The sequence below is a fragment of the Curtobacterium sp. MCBA15_012 genome, from assembly GCF_001864935.2.
Classification (GTDB): domain Bacteria; phylum Actinomycetota; class Actinomycetes; order Actinomycetales; family Microbacteriaceae; genus Curtobacterium.
Genome location: NZ_CP126267.1, coordinates 150,608 through 169,471, shown reverse-complemented (window position 1 = coordinate 169,471; position 18,864 = coordinate 150,608). Strand labels below are relative to the sequence as shown.

At 66.6% G+C, this 18,864-nt stretch carries 15 protein-coding genes and 1 tRNA gene; 12 read left to right on the top strand and 4 right to left on the bottom strand.

Going from position 1 to position 18,864, the window contains the following annotated elements:
* Positions 1 to 9 precede the first annotated feature (9 nt).
* From QOL15_RS00850 to QOL15_RS00830, 5 genes are all read left to right on the top strand, one after another.
* Complete coding sequence (locus tag QOL15_RS00850) at positions 10 to 1,422, top strand: NAD-dependent succinate-semialdehyde dehydrogenase (protein WP_071246396.1); 1,413 nt, start codon at positions 10 to 12, stop codon at positions 1,420 to 1,422.
* 5 nt (positions 1,423 to 1,427) lie between these two features.
* Positions 1,428 to 1,874 carry a cupin domain-containing protein gene (locus QOL15_RS00845; protein WP_071246436.1) on the top strand — a complete coding sequence of 149 codons (447 nt, stop codon included), beginning with the start codon at positions 1,428 to 1,430 and terminating at the stop codon, positions 1,872 to 1,874.
* A complete protein-coding gene (locus tag QOL15_RS00840; protein WP_071246398.1) occupies positions 1,871 to 2,173 on the top strand; it encodes an antibiotic biosynthesis monooxygenase in 303 nt (100 codons plus the stop codon). The genes QOL15_RS00845 and QOL15_RS00840 overlap by 4 nt, the downstream gene beginning before the upstream one ends.
* 68 nt (positions 2,174 to 2,241) lie before the next feature.
* Positions 2,242 to 3,738: a malate dehydrogenase (quinone) gene (gene mqo, locus QOL15_RS00835; RefSeq protein WP_302847148.1), complete on the top strand. Its 1,497-nt coding sequence runs from the start codon at positions 2,242 to 2,244 to the stop codon at positions 3,736 to 3,738.
* Positions 3,735 to 5,594: a phosphoenolpyruvate carboxykinase (GTP) gene (locus QOL15_RS00830; RefSeq protein ID WP_071246400.1), complete on the top strand. Its 1,860-nt coding sequence runs from the start codon at positions 3,735 to 3,737 to the stop codon at positions 5,592 to 5,594. Before mqo ends, QOL15_RS00830 begins: the two co-directional genes overlap by 4 nt.
* A 564-nt stretch (positions 5,595 to 6,158) precedes the next feature.
* Here QOL15_RS00830 and QOL15_RS00825 read toward each other — a convergent pair.
* Complete coding sequence (locus QOL15_RS00825; RefSeq protein ID WP_139197396.1) at positions 6,159 to 6,374, bottom strand: hypothetical protein; 216 nt, start codon at positions 6,372 to 6,374, stop codon at positions 6,159 to 6,161.
* Between the two features lie 207 nt (positions 6,375 to 6,581).
* Here QOL15_RS00825 and QOL15_RS00820 point away from each other — a divergent pair, with 207 nt between their 5' ends.
* Positions 6,582 to 8,771: an MMPL family transporter gene (locus QOL15_RS00820; protein ID WP_071246403.1), complete on the top strand. Its 2,190-nt coding sequence runs from the start codon at positions 6,582 to 6,584 to the stop codon at positions 8,769 to 8,771.
* A gap of 719 nt (positions 8,772 to 9,490) precedes the next feature.
* Positions 9,491 to 9,793, top strand: a complete 303-nt coding sequence (locus tag QOL15_RS00815; protein WP_071246405.1) for a hypothetical protein — start codon at positions 9,491 to 9,493, stop codon at positions 9,791 to 9,793.
* Here QOL15_RS00815 and QOL15_RS00810 read toward each other — a convergent pair.
* Positions 9,790 to 10,071, bottom strand: a complete 282-nt coding sequence (locus QOL15_RS00810; protein WP_139197397.1) for an XRE family transcriptional regulator — start codon at positions 10,069 to 10,071, stop codon at positions 9,790 to 9,792. The two genes, QOL15_RS00815 and QOL15_RS00810, sit on opposite strands and share 4 nt — an antisense overlap.
* A gap of 83 nt (positions 10,072 to 10,154) precedes the next feature.
* On the opposite strand from QOL15_RS00810, the gene QOL15_RS00805 reads away from it, so the two are divergent.
* The 3 genes from QOL15_RS00805 (at position 10,155) to QOL15_RS00795 (ending at position 15,466) form a co-directional block, all read left to right on the top strand.
* The gene (locus QOL15_RS00805) at positions 10,155 to 11,006 is read left to right on the top strand and encodes a hypothetical protein (protein WP_071246409.1); all 852 of its coding nucleotides are present in this window, start codon (positions 10,155 to 10,157) and stop codon (positions 11,004 to 11,006) included.
* 1,569 nt (positions 11,007 to 12,575) lie between these two features.
* Positions 12,576 to 13,547: a hypothetical protein gene (locus QOL15_RS00800; protein WP_139197398.1), complete on the top strand. Its 972-nt coding sequence runs from the start codon at positions 12,576 to 12,578 to the stop codon at positions 13,545 to 13,547.
* Entirely contained in the window at positions 13,544 to 15,466 is a 1,923-nt protein-coding gene (locus tag QOL15_RS00795) for a hypothetical protein (RefSeq protein WP_175473815.1), read from the top strand. The genes QOL15_RS00800 and QOL15_RS00795 overlap by 4 nt, the downstream gene beginning before the upstream one ends.
* Positions 15,467 to 15,743: 277 nt before the next feature.
* Here the strand turns inward: QOL15_RS00795 and QOL15_RS00790 are convergent.
* A tRNA-Ser gene (locus QOL15_RS00790) sits at positions 15,744 to 15,833 on the bottom strand.
* Positions 15,834 to 15,975: 142 nt separating this feature from the next.
* Between QOL15_RS00790 and QOL15_RS00785 the strand changes: the two genes are divergently transcribed.
* Both QOL15_RS00785 and radA read left to right on the top strand, forming a co-directional pair.
* Complete coding sequence (locus tag QOL15_RS00785) at positions 15,976 to 17,043, top strand: SGNH/GDSL hydrolase family protein (RefSeq protein ID WP_071246415.1); 1,068 nt, start codon at positions 15,976 to 15,978, stop codon at positions 17,041 to 17,043.
* A gap of 9 nt (positions 17,044 to 17,052) precedes the next feature.
* The gene (radA, locus tag QOL15_RS00780) at positions 17,053 to 18,414 is read left to right on the top strand and encodes a DNA repair protein RadA (RefSeq protein ID WP_065963948.1); all 1,362 of its coding nucleotides are present in this window, start codon (positions 17,053 to 17,055) and stop codon (positions 18,412 to 18,414) included.
* Positions 18,415 to 18,480: 66 nt separating this feature from the next.
* Here radA and QOL15_RS00775 read toward each other — a convergent pair whose 3' ends face one another.
* Positions 18,481 to 18,864, bottom strand: coding sequence for an SseB family protein (locus tag QOL15_RS00775; RefSeq protein WP_065963950.1), 384 nt, complete (start codon positions 18,862 to 18,864; stop codon positions 18,481 to 18,483).

The following is an 18,864-nucleotide window of genomic DNA, read 5'->3' as shown; positions in this document are numbered from 1 at the left end:
AGGAGAACCATGATCACCTCGGTGGATCCCCGCAACGGGGCCCAGCTCGCCACGTACGACAACACTCCGGCGACGGAGGTCGACACCATCCTCGATGACGCGGTCACCGCGCAGCGCGCTTGGCGACGAACCCCCATCGGCGAGCGGTCCGCGCTGCTGCGTCGCGCGGCGGCAGTGCTCCGTGCGGGCGTGCCGCGCTTCGCCCACACCATCACCGCGGAGATGGGCAAGCCGATCGTCGAGGCGGAGGCGGAGATCGAGAAGTGCGCGCTCACTCTCGACTTCTACGCCGACCACGCGGCGGAGTTCCTCGCCGACACCCCCGTCGCGTCGTCCGCAGCGGACAGTCGCGTGCTCTACGAGCCGCTCGGAGTGGTGCTGGCGATCATGCCGTGGAACTACCCGTTCTGGCAGTTCTTCCGCTTCATCGCTCCCGCACTCGCCGCCGGTAACGGCGCGATCCTCAAGCACGCCAACAACGTCCCCGCCGCAGCGCTCGCGGTCGAGGAGGTCATTCGCGAGGCGGGCGCCCCCGCCGGACTCTTCAAGAGCGTGCTGATCAACTCGTCCGAGGTCGCAGGACTCATCGCTGACGACCGGATCGCGGCGGTCACGCTCACCGGTTCCACCGAGGTCGGGGCGATCGTCGCCAGCCAGGCGGGGACCGCGCTGAAGAAGCAGGTACTCGAGCTGGGCGGCTCGGACCCGTTCATCGTCCTCGCCGACGCGGACGTCCCCGCAGCTGCGAAGGCGGCGGTGAAGGCGCGCTACACCAACAACGGGCAGTCGTGCGTGAACGCGAAGCGGTTCATCGTCGAGGAGTCCATTGCGGACGAGTTCGTTGCGGAGTTCAAGGCGAACGTCGAGGCGCTCAAGCTCGGCGACCCGTTCGAACGCGACACCAACATCGGGCCGATGGCGCGGGGGAACCTCCGTGACGAGTTGCACGACCAGGTCACGCGCACCCTCGACGCAGGCGGTGTCCTCATCACCGGTGGCGTACCGGTGGAGGGCCCCGGGTTCTACTACCCGGCGACGATCATCGACCACGTCACCCCGAAGCACGCAGCATTCGTGGAGGAGACCTTCGGGCCGGTCGCCGCCGTCATCCGCGCGAAGGACGCGACCGAGGCCGTCGAGCTGGCGAACGACACCGAGTTCGGGCTCGGCGCGGCGGTCTGGTCGGCCGACCTCTCCAAGGCGGAGGACCTGGCTCGGCAGATCGACGCCGGCGCCGTGTTCGTCAACAGCGTCGTCGCGTCGGACCCGCGTCTGCCGTTCGGCGGTATCAAGCGTTCCGGGTACGGCCGTGAACTCGGCGTCAACGGCATCCGCGAGTTCGTCAACGTGAAGACCTTGTCGATCGGCACGACCGCAGCGCCGAAGCCGGTCACAGCTGCGGTCACCGAGGCCACGGAGTGATGGACATGCGAGACACAACGTCGATCAGCTCGTGGGAGCCGGTCATCTTCCGACCGGACGAGCTCCCGACCATCGACCGCGGCAACGGTGCACGCACCACGCCCATGGTCACCTCGGCACGCGGTGGCACCGGGTTCCTGAACGGGGTCACGACGTTCGAGCCCGGCGCCACCATCGGGCTGCACACGCACAACTGTGTGGAGTCGGTAATGATCATCGAGGGTGACGCAATCGTTGACATCAACGGCGAGGAGGCGCCGTTGACGTTGCACGACACCACGTTCGTTCCCGCGAACATCCCCCACCGGTTCAAAAACGCGTCGGACACGAACCGGATGCGGATCCTCTGGACCTACGCCTCCTTGGACGCGACCCGGACGCTGATCGCTTCCGGCGAGACCGGACGGATCGATGCGGAGCAGGCCTTCGACACGGAGGGACGGTCAGCATGAGTGTCACCGAGATCGCCGAGATCAACATCCTCGACGGCACCACGAACCGATTCGAGGCCGCGGCTGCGGAAGCCGCCGCGCACTTCCAGTCCGCGCCAGGATGCCGCACGTTCGAGCTGCGTCGATCGGTCGAACACCCCAACCGGTATCGGTTGTTCGTCGGCTGGGACAGCGTCGAGGCGCACACGATCGACTTCCGTCAGTCCGAGGGATTCGCCGCGTGGCGCGCACTCGTCCACACCTTCTTCGCAGAACCGCCCCGGGTCGAGCACGTCAGCACCGTGCTCAAGGCTTTCTGACCGGGAGCACCGACCGCCCTGGCCGGGTCGTGACCCACCCGGCCAGGGCATCAACAAAGGGAACACCCGTGAGCGAGACAGCAGACGTCGTCCTGATCGGCGGCGGAGTGATGAGCGCCACCCTCGGCGCGATGCTGAGTCGGCTCGAGCCGACCTGGACCATCCATATCTACGAGAGCGGCCCGAAGCTCGCACTGGAGAGCAGCGGACCGTGGCGGAACGCCGGGACAGGACACAGCGGCCTCTGCGAACTCAACTACATGCCCGAGGGGCCGCACGGCGAGCTCGACGGCACGAAGGCGACCACCATCAACGCCGAGTTCCAGCTGAGCCGTGAGTTCTGGTCCACCTTGGTCCGGGACGCGACGCTGCCGGAACCCCACACGTTCATCAACTCCGTGCCCCACATGACCTTCGTGCGCGGCGACGACGACGTCGACTACCTGCGCCGGCGCTTCGAGATCTTGCGGACGCGTCCACTCTTCGCGGAGATGGAGCACACCACCGACACCGCGCAGATCGCCGAGTGGGCGCCGCTGCTCACCCAAGAACGTGGTACCGAACCGATCGCCGCGACCCGGTCGACCGCCGGCACGGACGTCGACTTCGGGAGGCTCACAGAGGCTCTCGTGACCGACATCGAGCACCGCGGCGGCGTCGTCCGAACCAACGCGAAAATTGTCGGTCTACGGCGATCGCAGCACGGTCCCTGGTCGGTGACGGTCCGCGCGGCGGGCGAGGCCACACGGAGCGTCTCAGCACGGTTCGTGTTCGTCGGCGCGGGCGGGGCATCGCTCAGCCTTCTGCAGCAATCCGGAATTCCCGAGATCCGGGGGTACGGCGGATTCCCCATCTCAGGCCTGTTCCTGAAGACCACGGCGCCCGCCATCGTCGAACAGCACCACGCGAAGGTGTACGGCAAGGCCGCGGTCGGTGCCCCGCCGATGTCCGTTCCCCACCTCGACACCCGCGTCGTCAACGGCCAGCGTTCCCTGCTGTTCGGCCCGTACGCCGGATTCAGTCCCAAGTTCCTCATCGGCGGCCGCGTCACCGACCTACCCGGCTCGATCAGGGGACACAACCTCGGCCCCCTGCTCTCCGTCGCTGCCGGCAACCCCGGCCTCCTCAAGTACCTCGTAGGAGAGATCCTCGCCAGCCGGCGCAAACGCGACGGTGCCCTCCGCGACTTCGTCCCGAACCTGCAGGCCGACGACTGGGAGCTGATCACCGCCGGTCAACGCGTCCAAGTCATCAAGCCCGACTCACGCGGCCGCGGATCCCTTCAATTCGGCACCGAAGTCGTCGTTGGCGGCAATGGCAGCATCGCCGGCCTGCTCGGTGCCTCACCTGGAGCGTCGACCGCAGTCGCGATCATGCTCGACCTGCTCCGACGGTGCTTCCCCGGGCGCTGGGACGGCTGGCAGCCGACACTCGACGCCCTCATCCCCTCGCACCGCCACGACCTCACCACCGACCCCGCTCGCGCCGAAGCCTCCATCGCCACCACCGCTGACACGCTCAAGCTCACTCCGGTCTGGCACCGTAACGGAAGGACTGCCCCATGACCATCACCCCGCCCTCCGACACCGTCACCCCGGCAGACGTCCGCGCCGATATCGCCGACTGGGTCAACGAAGTCGCGGGCCTCACCCAGCCGAGCGAGATCCGATGGTTCGACGGTTCCGACCAGCAGCGAGCCGCTATCGCCGACGAGATGGTCGCCGCCGGCACCCTCATCCGGCTGAACGAGGACCTCCGCCCGAACAGCTTCCTCGCACGCTCTGCACCGGAGGACGTCGCACGGGTCGAGGAACGGACATTCATCTGCTCCTTGGACCGGGACGACGCAGGCCCGACGAACAACTGGCGAGCCCCCGCGGCGATGAAGGACGAGCTCCGCAGCCTGTTCGACGGCAGCATGCGCGGTCGGACCATGTGGGTCGTGCCGTTCTCCATGGGCCCCGTCGGGGGAGCGATCTCGCAGATCGGGATCCAAATCACCGACTCCCCATACGCGGTGCTCAGTATGGCGCTGATGACGCGCGCCGGATCCGAAGCGCTCGAGGCGATCGGCCACGACACCGAGTGGGTCCCGGCCCTGCACAGCGTCGGCTACCCGCTCGAGACCGAAGGTGGCATCGCCCGATCGGACGTCGCCTGGCCGCACAACCCGGTGAAGTACATCTCGCACTTCCCGGAGACGCGCGAGATCTGGTCGTTCGGATCCGGGTACGGCGGGAACGCGCTGCTCGGCAAGAAATGCTTCTCATTGCGCATCGCGTCGGCGATGGCACGCGACGACGGCTGGCTCGCCGAGCACATGCTCCTGATCAAGGTGACCACTCCCGAGGACGCGGTGTTCCACGTCGCCGCAGCGTTCCCGTCCGCCTGCGGCAAGACGAACCTCGCGATGATGACCCCGTCGATCCCCGGCTGGAAGGTCGAAACCATCGGCGACGACATCGCGTGGATGCGTCCCGGAACCGACGGCCGCCTCCGCGCCATCAACCCGGAACGAGGATTCTTCGGCGTCGCACCCGGCACCGGATACACCACGAACCCGACCGCGGTGCACACGCTCTGGGGGAACGCGATCTTCACCAACGTGGCACTCACAGACGACGGCGACATCTGGTGGGAGGGTCTCACCGATGAGGCGCCCGCGCACCTGATCGACTGGCAGGGCAACGACTGGACGCCGAACGCCGGTCGCCCCGCGGCGCACCCCAACGCACGGTTCACTGTCGCAGCCGACCAGTGCCCCTCGATCACGAACGACTGGGACGCGGCAGACGGCGTGCCCGTCGATGCGATCCTCTTCGGCGGGCGTCGGGCAACGAACGTGCCGCTCGTAATGCAGGCCCGCGATTGGGACCACGGCGTCTTCATGGGTGCGACGATCTCATCGGAGCAGACCGCCGCCGCAGAGGGCACGGTCGGAGAGCTCCGCCACGACCCGTTCGCGATGCTGCCGTTCTGCGGGTACAACATGGCCGACTACTGGGCGCACTGGATCGAGATGCGGGATGTCCTGAACGGGAACACACCCGAGGTCTTCCAGGTGAATTGGTTCCGGAAGGACGCGCGCGGCAAGTTCCTATGGCCGGGCTTCGCCGAAAACTCGCGGGTCATCGAGTGGATCATCCGACGCCTCGAGGGGAAGGTTGCCGGCGTCGTAGACGCCATCGGCCTGCTGCCGCGTCCGGACCAGATCGACACCGACGGCATCGACGTCTCACGGCGACAGCTTGAGCAGCTGTTCGAGATCGACCCGACATCGTGGCTCGAGGAGTGCGACCAGCTGGACCGGCTATTCGACCGATTCGGCCACCGCGTGCCGGCGCAGCTGCGCACTCAGCTTGAACTGAATCGGTCCAACCTCCGTCACGCGCAGGACGACGCGGCGCCCATCACGGCCTGAGACGGTCACCACTCACGGACGGGAGGCGCGGTGCCAGCTGGCACCGCGCCTCCCGTCCGTGACCCCCGGCTGATCAAACCCCGGGCTAAGCAAAGAAAGATTTGCGATCTCCGGAACGGAGATGTTCTTGTTGTCGCTGTTGCGGAGTGCGGTAAGGCCGAAGCGACCGCGGTTCCAGGGCAGGGCCTCTGAGTGGGCGGCGCAGGTGCTTGTGGTCACATTCCCGCCTCGCCCGCGACAACATTCGGGAGCGACGCGAAAGCTACGTCACCGCAAGCGCGCTTCGAGAGGTCAACTACTGCAATATTGCATGTTCGCTTGGCGGATATCTGCCGAGCCTATCTGAATGTAATTGGCACGTTTCCAGACCTGCATTCTCCGGACGATGACTGGTCGGTGACGAATTGACGCTCAGCACAATGTCGCGCTTTCCTGCGTCTAGGGCGTCCCGACAGTGAGCAGCTACGACAAGCGACGAGCACGTTCAATACTCATGGCACTCACCGATGCTGCTGGCCTTCGGTCTCTCGTGCGTTCATCGGCTGGCCCCGTAGCGCAGGCTGGTCAGCGATAAGTGCGCGGTGACTCCAGGGCCATCTTGGAATTGCCGGCCTGACGGGGGTTTTCGGTCAGGCGAGCCTGCATTGAGAATTTTGTGCAGGCCACAGGAACGGCTGTGAAGACGGCGCGCCAATCGAGCTGCGCATGTTCCTCCCGTGCGGGTGAACCTTTGTGGCCACGCTCACAATCGGTGCTCAGGTTCGTCTTGCACTGGTTCATCACGAACCCTGTTGCCGCCGCTTCACGCTCAGTGCGAGTGGTTGCGACTCCATCCACGGCTTGAGACGCGTGTGGCGAGTCGGGGCACCCCACTGTTTGCATTCACCACCCAGTACCCCACCCAGGGTGGTGTTGCTCTGCTCTCAGTCTGGCGACGATTGTCGATGGCGCTCATCGGTGCGCCGAGCAGCAGAAAGAAGGAAATCAATGGCCAAATGGTTGAGCGGTATCGGTCGTTCGAGCAGCCAACACCCCTGGGTCGTGATCGTCGCCTGGGTCCTCATCCTCGTGGCGGCAGTGGTCGGCGCGAATGCCTTCTCGAAACCCCTAACGAACTCCTACTCGGTAAAGGGACTCGCCTCACTGTCCACGTTGTCGACCGCGGACCGTGAGTTCGGAAGCTCCGGCAACGCCGGTGAAATCGTCTTCGCGGCACCAGCCGGAAAGAAACTGACTGGCGCCGACGAGCGCGCGGTCCACGATCTTGCCGCGAGGCTTTCCAACATCCGTGACGTCTCGAGCGCTGCAGACCCGTTCCGAAGCGGCACGCCGACGATCTCACCAGACGGGCGCGTCGGGTACATCACCGTCAGTCTCCGCACCGAAGCACCTACAGAGACGACATCGGCCGACGTGCAGTCGGCTATCGACGCGACACATCGCCTAGACCCTCATCTGCGCATCGCGGCCGCGGCGGACCTCGTGCCTGTCCCCAGCACGGCCAGCACGGAGGGGATCGCGCTCGCCATCGGCTTCGTGGTCCTGTTCATCACGTTCGGCTCCCTCCTCGCCGCAGGGCTCCCCCTGATCACCGCGATCATCGGCCTCGGAGTGAGCCTGGAAGCGGTCTACCTGGTGACGTCCATGGTGTCGCTGAACTCGATCGCGACCGTCCTCGCGACGCTGCTCGGGCTAGCTGTCGGCATCGACTACGCGCTGTTCATTGTCAACCGCCATCGACGTCAGGTGCAGGCCGGTATGGACGTCCGAGACTCGATCAGCGTCGCCACCGGTACCGCGGGATCGGCGGTCCTCTCCGCGGCGCTCACGGTGATCATCGCCCTCGCCGGTTTGGCGGTCATCCGGATCGGCTTCCTGACGCAAATGGGGCTGGCAGGAGCCTTCGCGGTGCTCATCGCGTTGCTCATGTCACTCACCCTCACTCCGGCGCTCCTGCGACTCATCGGCCCACGGGTTCTCAGTCGACGGGCACGAAAGCGGCTCACGGCAACGAACAACCGCCCACGCAACCGCATAGCATCGCGATGGATCGGCGTCGTCTCGGCGCGGCCTGTGTTCTTCGTCATCGCCTCCGTCGTCGTCCTCGGCATCATCGCTGCCCCCGCGCTCAGCATGCGAACCACGCTGCCAAACGACGGGGAGTACTCCACGTCGACGGCAGCCAGACAGGCATTCGATATGAAGGCCGAAGGCTTCGGCAAGGGCATCAACGCGCCCATCGAAGTGCTCGCAACGTTCCCCGGCACACCCTCCGCTGCGGAAATCACCGCCCTGACGGACCGTCTGACCGCAGTCAACGCGGTCGAGGCCGCCATTCCGTCCGGCGAACACGGCCACGATGCGCTGATCACCATCCTCCCCCGATCGGGACCGGGCGACGAGGCAACGGCAAAGCTCGTCACGACCCTCCGCGGTACGGAGACCGCATCAGGGCTCTCCGGTGACCCACTCCTGCGCATCACTGGGCTCACGGCCGTGGACATCGACATTTCTGACCATGTCTCCGCTGCCTTCCCCACCTACCTTGCCCTGATCGCCGCCTTCGCGTTCGTCCTCCTGACGCTCGTGTTCCGCTCGATCCTCGTCCCCTTGAAAGCCACCGTCGGCTTCCTTCTCAGCCTCGTGGCGACACTTGGCGGGGTCACCGCGGTGTTCCAATGGGGCTGGCTCGGATCGTTCTTTCACCTCACTCCCGGACCGCTGCTGAGCTTCCTCCCCGTCATCGTGACGGGGGTCCTGTTCGGACTCTCCATGGACTACGAGATGTTCCTCGTCTCAGGTATGCGCGAGGAGGTCAGGCACGGTGCTGCACCGAGGGCGGCGCTCACCACTGGATTCACCAGCGCCGCTGGGGTCGTCATCGCAGCCGGCGCGATCATGATCACAGTGTTCGGCTCGAGCGCGTTCGACACCGACCCGACGAGTCAGGCCATCGCATTCGCTCTCGCGCTCGGGGTGCTCCTGGACGTGTTCGTCGTACGAATGGTGTTCGTACCCGCAGTCCTTGTCCTCCTCGGCCGCGCAGCATGGTGGTGCCCTCGGTGGTTCGGTCGGTTGCTGCCGGACGTGGACGTCGAAGGCGCGCGACTCACGTCGAACCACGCCGCGAAGCCCGCTACCGATGACGACTCCGTCGGAATGGTCGACGCCGTCTGATCAGCCTCGGTCCAAGCGCACACGGCACACTCACCGGTGAAGTTTAGATATCGGGGCGGATCACAGACTTTGACACCGGCGGCAGACGAGAAAGCACCGGCCTCTGAGAAGTACATGGCACCGGTCACAGGGGAGGGGGCTGCCGTCTCGAGGTGGGAAACAGAGCCGAGCCGTGACCCAGCTGTAGCAGGAACTCAAAACTGGCCGCGAGAGTGTGCACAACATGACTGTCGACGGTCAGTTCGGAGCGGCAATCAAGGCCGCCCTCCGACGCCCTGCGCAACCTCGGCGTGACAGCGGGCGGCTCGGCCACCGCGAGGATGTTCGCTTGGCCGATCATGGACGGAAAGCTCTGCTAGATGCCCGGCATCTGATTGGATGCCGCGCTCTCGAGCCGCTCCTTCGCACAGTGAAGGAGCGGCTCCTGCGTGGGACGCGGACTCCCGCTCACCGTCCGGTCTTGCGCACTCTGAGGGCATCTCTCGCACCGGAGAGACCGGCGCCGGTCATCGAGCCGGTGCCGTTGAACCGACCGAGGGGCTATGCTCGTTGTTATGAGCAATCGGGGATCGGGCCCGAGACGGACAGACGCAAGCTCCGCAGCAGGGGTCTCTTGGCCGACGAGCGTAGCCATCCCCTCCGGTGTTTCAGTCTGGGCGCGAGAGCACGCCGGACGGTTGACCATCAGCGGACGCGGGCCTGGTGCATCAGCGTTTCGGGTGGTCGACCTCAAGACGTGGGAATCCGTTTCGGACTTCTTCGGCGACCTCGTCGAGCGAGGCGCTCTCGATCGACTTCTCGAGGAGCTTGCCCGGGACCGCTTGCGCGATGCGTCGCGGCGTCGGCAGTCGATGCAGCCTGTGGCCCGGATGGATCCGAACGACCTTGCCACGTGGTCCCCGATGCAGATACTCGCCGCGACGACCGCTGCCCGTTGGTCGTTGCCGGAAGCGTTGGGCGGAACGCCGGAGGAGATCCGCAGGGTGAACCGCGCCTTCCTCACCGTCGTTTGGGGGCTCTAATGAGCCTCGCGTCCCGGCCACAGTTCGGCGTCCAGGCCAGCTTCGAGCCGCGCAATGGTCGCCAGGTCCGGCCACGCCTTCCCCGCGAGCACCGTGAGCAGGGTTACGTTACCCATGCCGACCTCGGCGGCGACAGACCGAACGCTCCGGCCGTTCATCGCCGCGCGGAGGTTGACGACGAACTGCCGCGCCACCTCAGCGAGTGGGTCGGTCGCGGGGACTTCCGGCCAGGGCTCGCCGGCGAGCTCTACCGGCAGTTGCCGCATCGGACGTCCCATAGACCCAGCGTATTGGGCGCCACCGCCACGACACGTCGTTCCCGCTCGTGCGATGAGGTCACGGCCTGCAAAACGGAGCGGCGATGGTGAGAGAAGTCTCCGCGACCGCCTACCGGCCGAAGCTGCCCGCCGATGACTGGGCAGCGATCGAGGAGTACGTGCGCAGCGTCATCCACCGCGTCGAACCGGAGGTCGTTTACTCCGCGCGAGAGCTGTATCCGGCGGTCACACAACTCGTGCACTTCACTCGCACCTCATCAGCCCCGGTCGAAGACGACGTCGTGTTCGACCCGGTACACATCGGCCGGTTCATCAACCACCACCTTGCGTCCTACAACCGGGCGAGTCGGAACACCATCCGCGCACGGCTCCGTCGCGTCTCCGAAACGCTCCTCGGCGACGGCGCCGCAGGAAAGTTCAAGGCGCTCGGGAAGGCTGACGCCTCCAGGCCGTATGTCCGGGCAGAACTCGCCGTCCTCGACGCATGGGCATGGCAGCAGCGGACGATGGAGCGGCGCACCTCGGCGGGTGCACTGCTCGCGTTAGGGCTCGGCGCCGGATTGACCGGAGCGGAGATCATCGCAGCGCGCACGTCCGACATCACTGATGATGGGACGAGCGTCAGCGTGCACGGCGCCGCTTCGCGGACCGTGCCGTTGCTCCACGAGTGGACCACCCGCATGCGGGAACGGACGGACTTCATCGGCTCCGACGGGTGGGTGTTCCGCGCGGAACAACGAGGTGGGAACACCAACCTCATCACCGACTTCGTCTCCCGGAAAGGCCCGACGGTCCAGCTCCAGGCGCGACGGATGCGCGCGACGTGGCTCGCGCACCACCTCGAAGCCGGAACGCCCCTGAAACGACTGCTCCGCGTCGCCGGACTACGATCCGCGGAAGCACTCGATCGAGTGCTTCCGTTCGTGGAGGAGTGAGCGAAGCAGCAGTGCCAGTTCATTCCGGAGCTCCTGCCAAACAGCGCGCCCATCGCCGTCGACGAGTACCGCGAAGCACGTCCATCGGGATGGGAGTGTCTCTACTCGCGTGTTGAGTACTACTGTTGTGGCGTATTGGGAACACTGCAACACGCGACAATCGTCCTGTATCCGGAACACACTGCGATCGAAGTCTTCCGTGACAGACGATGAGGCACGGTCATGGAACTCCCCATCGCCCAGGGGGTTCGAAGCGAGCCAAGATGGATCGCGAAGTACGGCGACCTTCGACACCCTACGGCGCGTCAGGCCTCGTCCACCCTCACCGCCGGCGTCTTCTGGTCATCGATTGGAAGCCACGATCAACACTTTGGCATCACGCCGTTCGTTGATCGTCCAGCTGCGGGACCCCGGGCCATCCCCCGACGGCAAGATGGTCCGAGCTGTCAGAAGAGAAACCCAACCCCGTCAGGTGATCGTGGATCTGCTCGGCTCGACGCGGCGAAGCCATCACAGCTCCGTAGAAACTCCATCGAACGTCCTCTGCCCAATCTGCGTTGGTCGTGCTTGACGTGAGGACGGGGCCCGCTGCCACGAGCGGATCTCCGTCGCGCCCGAAGTCCCACGCTCGAAGCACATCTCGATACGCCCGGAATTCTCGGAGGCCGAGACGAGTGCAGGTGCCAGTGGGAAGGATGAACTCCGAGCCAAACAGGTCCGGAACCATCGCCCAGTCGCGGTACCAGCCCACACTCGTCAACCGACGCTCGAGGACTTTGCTCAGTACGGCCGAAAGCGTCCCCGGCCCGGGCTCGCGGGCATCGAGTGCGACAGCGACCGGACGACCAGCGGCACCCCGGCAGACCTGTCGCCAGAGGTCGTACCAGACGCCTCCCGGCGCGACCGCCGGAATTGCATGAACCGCGATTGAGGCACCGCTCGGATGCGCGTATCGGCGGCGCTGGACAATGAGTTCGTTGCCGTTGGTACGCAGCCACGATGTGCGCGACACGTCAACAGGACTCAGTGTGGTCATACCGACCGATATGCGGCGAAGACGCTACTCCGCGGGCCGGAGCGCTGGAGGCCACAAGCTCTCGGCGTTCTCTTGCTTGCCAGGGTGAACTGGACAGAGGACACCGTTACGGCACGGACCCGTGGCGGTGGGGATTCCGCACTTCTTCTGCATGGCCACGACTCTACGGCGCTGGGACCTGACCCCGCCAAGGACACGATGCTGAGCGTCGGTGCCGACATCGACGTCTGCCACGCGCGCACGCCGCCGCCGTATCGATCGCTCGCGCATGCCGGAAAAGGTGGGGGATCCCGGTCTGTCAGGTCAGAGGTTGGTACGACACGCGTCAACACGACACGCCCGAGCCGCATGCCCCGAAGTGATCTCTGATCTGGCATTTCTTTCGTAAGATCCAGCCGGTTCCGACGTCCGCGCATACAACGGTCATGCAGAACCCGACCGATACCTCAGCAGCAAGCCCTTCCCTTGCGCCCACTTCTGTAGCACACTCTGCTCCAAGAAACGAGCATGACACGCGGGTGTGGGAGGCTCTGATGCGATATCGCCCCGTCCACGTCGCGCCCGCGGACTGGCTCGCCGTCCGGCAGTTCGTCATCGACGCGGTCCTCACGTACGGCCCTACCGATGCTCGCATCGCTATCGAGCTCGTCTCTACCGTCGGACAGTACGTGCTCTGGGCGACGAACGAGCAGCACGCTCCGTTAGATAGAAATGACCTGTTCTACCCGTCGATGATGAACCGCTTCATCCGCAGCCGAACCGGCGCGGAGAGCACGCGAACGATGCTGCGTTCGCGGCTCTACCGTGTTGCGAACGCTGTCGCCGGTGTCGAACGTCACCGCGGTGGTGTGGGTGGCCGTCCCACTACGCAGCTCGCCCCCTATTCGCATCGGGAACTCGCGGAACTGGAGTCCTGGGCACGCACCGTTCGAAACGCGCAGAAGCGGCGCGCAGCCCACATCACGCTCGCCTTCGCCGGAGGCGCCGGACTGACCACGGGTGAACTCCTCAACCTTCACGGAGCAGACGTCCTCCAGGTGGCAGGCGGCATCACCGTTCGCGTCGCCAGTGGGCCCCACCAACGGACGGTGCCCGTCCGAGCCGACTGGACGCATTACCTCGACGAGTACGTCCACATGTTCCCCGACGACGAACTGTTGCTCTACCCGACGAATACCGGCAAAGGCCGCCCGAGCGCCTTCAAAACCGTCTACATGGGAGGGCACCCCGCACCGAACCTCCAGCGGCTCCGCGACTCGTGGCTGATGGACGTCATCAACCGGTTCCCTCTCCCCATCGTTCTGGCTGTCGCCGGTGGTGGTCTCAGTTCGCTGCAGCGCTACCTCGACGCGGTGTCCCTCGACAACGTCGGCGAGTACGAGACGGCCCTCCGCACGCCACCCCAAGACGCCTCCACCCACACACCCGAATCGAACACGTCACCGGCCCGCGCGCGCACCCACACCACGCAGTCGGCCACCAGCAGTGCAGGCGACTCCCGATGAGCGCCTACGAATCTGGGAACGCTTGGGACACGCAGGTCGCAGCGAGCTTGCCTCCGCAGCGGGTATCCACCGGCGACTCGGTCACGGACCGGGAGGTGAAAGCCGGTGCGGGTGCGCAATCCCTCATCGACGCGGACTTGGTGCTGACCTGGCTCAGCCGGGTGCACATGTCGAAGGTGGTTCCGCGCATCCAAGGATGGCGTGCTGGAGACCGTGCCGCCTCCGGGGCCGCCCCCGGGGGGCGCAAAGCACACATCGACGACACCGTCATCCTCACCATCGCACTCATCCTCGTCATCGAGAACTCCACCGTCCGTGTCCGCGACATGGGCCGCGTGCTCGAGTCGCGTCTCACCCCAGAAGCCCGCGAAGCACTCGGTATCAGCCACCTCTATGACGGCAAGTACCGCGACTGGTACTTCCTGGCGTTCCGCGCACTGCACCGCCTCATCGACACGTTCGACGGGTGGAACCGCAAGCACTGGGCATCGATGACGTACGCCGAGCGCACCGAGTGGGAGAAGAACCTCGACCTGGACCACGTCGACAAGATGCGTGCCCGCGGCGAGTGGTTCACCAACGCGCTCATCGAGATGACGCTCATGCAGCAGCCGCGGAAGTGGCGTCGGAAGCGGACCGCGCTCTCCGTCGACCAGACGACCATGCGAGCCGGCAGCCAGCAGTCCCGGTGGGCACGCGACCGCTACACCAAGCAAGAACTGCCGATGCAGAACCAGTACACCGGCAAGGAAGTCGACAGGCCAGTCCTCGAACTGGAAGCGGACCTCTTCCCACGGAAGAAGAGCCGGAAGAATCGCGACCCCGCAGCCGAAGGCGACACCATCAAAGCTTCGGACTGGGAGATGGTGTTCATGGGGAACATCATCATGGACGTCCACGAAGACCCCGACGCGGACAAGGAAGGCGCTCCACCGCCCCTCATCCGCGCGGCGAGCCTCAGCACCCCGAACAAGCGAATCGGTGAGCACACGATCGCCCTCGTCGACTCACTCCTCGACCGTGGGTACGACATCACCCGGCTCGTCTTCGACCGTGGCTACAGCCAGCTCACGACCGAGCAGTTCCACCAGCCCCTCGCCGACCGCAACATCGACGTCGTCAAGGACTACAAGGGCGGCAAGCACGGCTCGCAGCTCGGCATCAGCAACGGCGTCGGCGGTGCGCCCTTCGCGGACGACCGTTTCTTCTGCGCCGGCACCCCGAAGAACCTGCTCGAGACCGGGAAGAACTTCGACGAAGGAACCATCACCGAAGAACAGCACCGGAAGGAACTCGCTCAGCGCGAAGACTACGAGCTGCACCTGCACGACCGCGCGAAGGACGGTTCGAAGATGCGGTTCGCATGCCCTGCTCTGGGACCGTCACCGACGGTCGACTGCCCGCTGCGCGAACTGCACGCCAAGGCGAAACCGTCCGAGGAAGCCGACCGGCCGAACATCTACAAGCGAGACATGCCACAGCTTGTGGAGGAGAACCGGGTCTGCTGCCAGAGCACCATCACGGTGAAGGCGAGCGACAACGTCAAGAACCGGCAGAAGCTCCGCTGGCACAGCAAGGAATGGTGGCGGACCTACCGGGTCGGCCGAAACACCATGGAGAGCCTCAACGACACTGTCAAGGACGACATCGAGCTCGACAAGTCTTCCCACCGCCCCATGCGCGGCATGGCCGCGCAGCAGTTCGCCTTCGCGCTCCTCATGGTCGCGACGAACATGAAACGCATCATCGAGTTCGAGCACCAGCTCTACATCCTCGACAAGCGCACCCGGGAAGGTCGTCCGCCCCAGCGTCGCAAGCAGAAGCACGAGCTCCTGCAGCGTCGCCGCGACCGGCTCGGGCGCTCCAACTACAAGGCCAACCCCGACCCCGTGAAGCTCATCCCACTGCAGCGCACGTAAGCCGACACCCCGCCCCGAACCGAACAAGCACCACCAGCACCCCGGACGCATCACCGCGCCCAGAAACGCACCAGAGGCGCCCGGGGTGCTTCAGCGCGCCAGAAAACTCGAGCGCGGAGCCCTTCGGCGGCACGACACGACCCAGACCGCCCCTCCGACGTCCCCTATCGTCCGACAGAAGACCCCGAGAACAAGAAGAACCCCCGGCCGGAGCCGGGGGTTCTTCTTTTGAGCCGAGTTTCGCAAACCGTTGAGGTCAGAAACACAAACGGCCCGCTGGCGGTACCGGTGGGATTTGAACCCACGGTGGAGTTGCCCCCACACATGTTTTCGAGACATGATCCTTCGGCCGCTCGGACACGGTACCGGGAAAGAGTTTACACGATCCGGGAGGCACGTCGAACCACCGCGGTTCGGCCTCCCCTCCACAGGTGGTGCTGTCGGCACGCTCCTCCACAGACCGCCAGCGGCAGGGCCGAGCACGAGCCGGTCCGCGTACCGTCCTCGGCATGAAGAACCGCACCCTCGTCGCACTGCTCACCTCGGTCCTCGGCGGCGCCGTCGTCATCGGCGGCGGCGCGTTCGGTGCGCGGGCGGGCGTCCGCGGGCAACGGGCGGCCTCGCAGCGGGTCGTCGACATGCTCCCGGTGCACGCCGACTGGTGGCGCGAGCGGCTGCAGCACGAGGGTCAGCTGACCTACCTGGCGATCGGTGACTCCGCCGCCCAGGGAGTCGGAGCGACGGCTCCGGCACGGGGCTACGTCGGGCTCCTCGCACGACGGATCCGTCACCGGTCCCGCATGTCGGTCCGCGTCGTGAACCTCAGCGTGTCCGGGTCGACGACGTGGGGCGCGAAGCGGGACCAGCTGCCGAAGCTGCGGAACTACACGCCCGACGTCTGCACCGTGTCGATCGGCGCGAACGACATCGCGGACTTCCACCCGGACAAGTTCGAGCGGAACATCCGGGCGATCTACGGCGCGGTGCCGTCGCACGCCATCGTCGCGGAGCTGCCGTGCATGTGGGTGCCGGACCGGGAGCGCAAGGTGGCGGTCGCGAACGAGATCGTGCACCGCGTCGCCGCGGAGTACGGGTTGACCGTGGCGCCCCTGCACGTGATCACGAAGCGGGTCGGCCTGCGGCGCACGTTCTTCAACAGCTACGGGGACCTGTTCCACCCGAACGACCGCGGGTACGAGATCTGGGCGAGCGCCTTCGAGCCGGCGGTGGACGCGCGCGTCGACACGGTGGCAGCGATCCGGCACTACCTCTCCGCGCGGGAAGCCGAGGACCTCGGCGCCGAGGCAGGTGCGGTCGCCGCCGCCCGCGCGGACCAGGACAACGAGCACGCGGCGGGGTTGGAGCACGCCGCGGCGCTCGAGCACGCCGACCGTCCGACCCGTGCCGAACGGTTCCGGCAGCGCATGACCGGATCGATCCCCCTGCCGCACCACGGTGGTGTCGCACCCGCACCCACCGACGATGAACAGACCGACGTCGACGAACAGACCCGCGTCGAGGACGCCGACGGCAGCACCACGGTCCGGCGTCCCGGTGATGTCGGCGGGGACGCCTAGCCTCGTCGCATGGCCCGCACCCAGTCCCTCTACCGCTGCACCGAGTGCGGGTGGACCAGCATCAAGTGGGTCGGCCGCTGCGGCGAGTGCCAGGCGTGGGGCACCGTCGAGGACACCACGGCGGCGGCTGCGAGCTCGCGCGGTACGGCGGCGGTCGTGGTCGCCGGTGACCGTACGGCCCGTCCGATCACCCAAGCGCGCGGCACCGCGGTCCAGCGCTGGAACACCGGCATCGGCGAGTTCGACCGCGTGCTCGGCGGCGGCATCGTCCCCGGCGCGGCCGTGCTGCTCTCCGGCGAACCCGGCGTGGGCAAGTCGACCCTCCTGCTCGAGGTCGCCTCGCGCGCCGCGGCGACGGGCAAGCGCGTCCTCTACGTCAGCGCCGAGGAGTCCGTCGACCAGGTGCGACTCCGCGCCGAGCGCACGAACGCCATGCACGACCAGCTGTACCTCGCGAGCGAGGTCGACCTCGGCGTCATCCTCGGTCAGATCGACCAGGTACAGCCCGACCTCGTGATCGCCGACTCCGTACAGACGATCTCGTCGAGTTCGGTGGACGGGATCGCGGGCGGCACGTCCCAGGTCCGCGAGGTCGCGTCGACGCTCATCCGGGTGGCGAAGGACCGCGGACTGCCGGTCCTAATCGTCGGCCACGTGACGAAGGACGGCACGATCGCCGGGCCCCGACTGCTCGAACACCTCGTCGACGTCGTGTGCCACTTCGAGGGTGACCGGCAGACCGCCCTCCGCTTCGTCCGGGCGTTGAAGAACCGCTTCGGCCCGACCGACGAGGTCGGCTGCTTCGACATGGCCGGCGACGGCATCCACGAGGTGCCCGACCCCAGCGGGCTGTTCATGTCGCGCAACGGCACGCCCGTGTCCGGCACGTGCGTGACCGTCGCGCTCGAGGGCCGACGCGCGCTCCCCGTCGAGGTGCAGGCCCTCGTCGTGCCGAGCTCGGCGCCGCAGCCGCGCCGGGTCGTGAACGGTGTCGATGCCTCGCGCGTCGCGATGCTGCTCGCCGTCCTCGAACGACGTGCGGGCCTGAAGCTGTCCGACGCGGACGTCTACGTCTCGACGGTCGGCGGCATGAAGCTCACCGAGCCCGGCGCCGACCTCGCGATCGCCCTCGCGCTGGCCAGCGCGGCACGTGACCGCCCGTACCCGCACACCCTCGCGGCGATCGGAGAGATCAGCCTCGCCGGCGAGATCCGTCCCGCGAACGGCGCGAAGCAACGCGCGAGCGAGGCCGCTCGGCTCGGGTTCACGACGGTCCTCGGGGCGGGCTCCGAGCACCTGCGCGAGGCGCTCCGCGTCGCGTTCTCGCTCACCCAGTCGGCGCGCGAGCGGGAACTCGACCGCGCGTTCTGACCGGCCCGATCCGCGCAGTGGCGGGCCGGACGCACGGGGCGGAGGCGAGCCGCGCCTCCAGGCCGGCTACGCGCGCAGCGCGGCCAACAGCTCGGCGGGCGACGACTGCATCGTGTGCGGCCCCGCGATGTCGAAGAACACACCCTCGAGCGAATCGAGGTGCGCGGCGAGGAACTCCTCGAGCCGCGGCGCGTCGTAGACCATGACCTGCCGGATCTTCTCGTCGGGCACCATCGCCGTGTAGGCGTCCGCCGACGAGAACAGCAGCAGGATGCGCTTGTCCGACCCCTCACGGCCGAACACCCGGACCTGCATGTCCTTCTTCCCCGTGACGAGCCGGGGGACGATCACGATGTCGTTGCGCAGGGCGAACGCGACCGCGGCCACGTCCTGCTTCGCGAGGGCCTCCTCGAGCTGCTCGCTCCGGAAGCGCTGTTCCTTGTCTGCCAT

What these genes read in the sequence shown, in the direction of transcription:
- QOL15_RS00850 (WP_071246396.1), top strand. Translation starts at nt 10, where the DNA reads ATGATCACCTCGGTGGATCCCCGCAACGGGGCCCAGCTCGCCACGTAC.
- QOL15_RS00845 (WP_071246436.1), top strand. Translation starts at nt 1,428, where the DNA reads ATGCGAGACACAACGTCGATCAGCTCGTGGGAGCCGGTCATCTTCCGA.
- QOL15_RS00840 (WP_071246398.1), top strand. Translation starts at nt 1,871, where the DNA reads ATGAGTGTCACCGAGATCGCCGAGATCAACATCCTCGACGGCACCACG.
- QOL15_RS00830 (WP_071246400.1), top strand. Translation starts at nt 3,735, where the DNA reads ATGACCATCACCCCGCCCTCCGACACCGTCACCCCGGCAGACGTCCGC.
- QOL15_RS00825 (WP_139197396.1), bottom strand. Translation starts at nt 6,374, where the DNA reads ATGAACCAGTGCAAGACGAACCTGAGCACCGATTGTGAGCGTGGCCAC.
- QOL15_RS00820 (WP_071246403.1), top strand. Translation starts at nt 6,582, where the DNA reads ATGGCCAAATGGTTGAGCGGTATCGGTCGTTCGAGCAGCCAACACCCC.
- QOL15_RS00810 (WP_139197397.1), bottom strand. Translation starts at nt 10,071, where the DNA reads ATGGGACGTCCGATGCGGCAACTGCCGGTAGAGCTCGCCGGCGAGCCC.
- QOL15_RS00805 (WP_071246409.1), top strand. Translation starts at nt 10,155, where the DNA reads ATGGTGAGAGAAGTCTCCGCGACCGCCTACCGGCCGAAGCTGCCCGCC.
- QOL15_RS00800 (WP_139197398.1), top strand. Translation starts at nt 12,576, where the DNA reads ATGCGATATCGCCCCGTCCACGTCGCGCCCGCGGACTGGCTCGCCGTC.
- QOL15_RS00795 (WP_175473815.1), top strand. Translation starts at nt 13,544, where the DNA reads ATGAGCGCCTACGAATCTGGGAACGCTTGGGACACGCAGGTCGCAGCG.
- QOL15_RS00785 (WP_071246415.1), top strand. Translation starts at nt 15,976, where the DNA reads ATGAAGAACCGCACCCTCGTCGCACTGCTCACCTCGGTCCTCGGCGGC.
- radA (WP_065963948.1), top strand. Translation starts at nt 17,053, where the DNA reads ATGGCCCGCACCCAGTCCCTCTACCGCTGCACCGAGTGCGGGTGGACC.
- QOL15_RS00775 (WP_065963950.1), bottom strand. Translation starts at nt 18,864, where the DNA reads ATGGCAGACAAGGAACAGCGCTTCCGGAGCGAGCAGCTCGAGGAGGCC.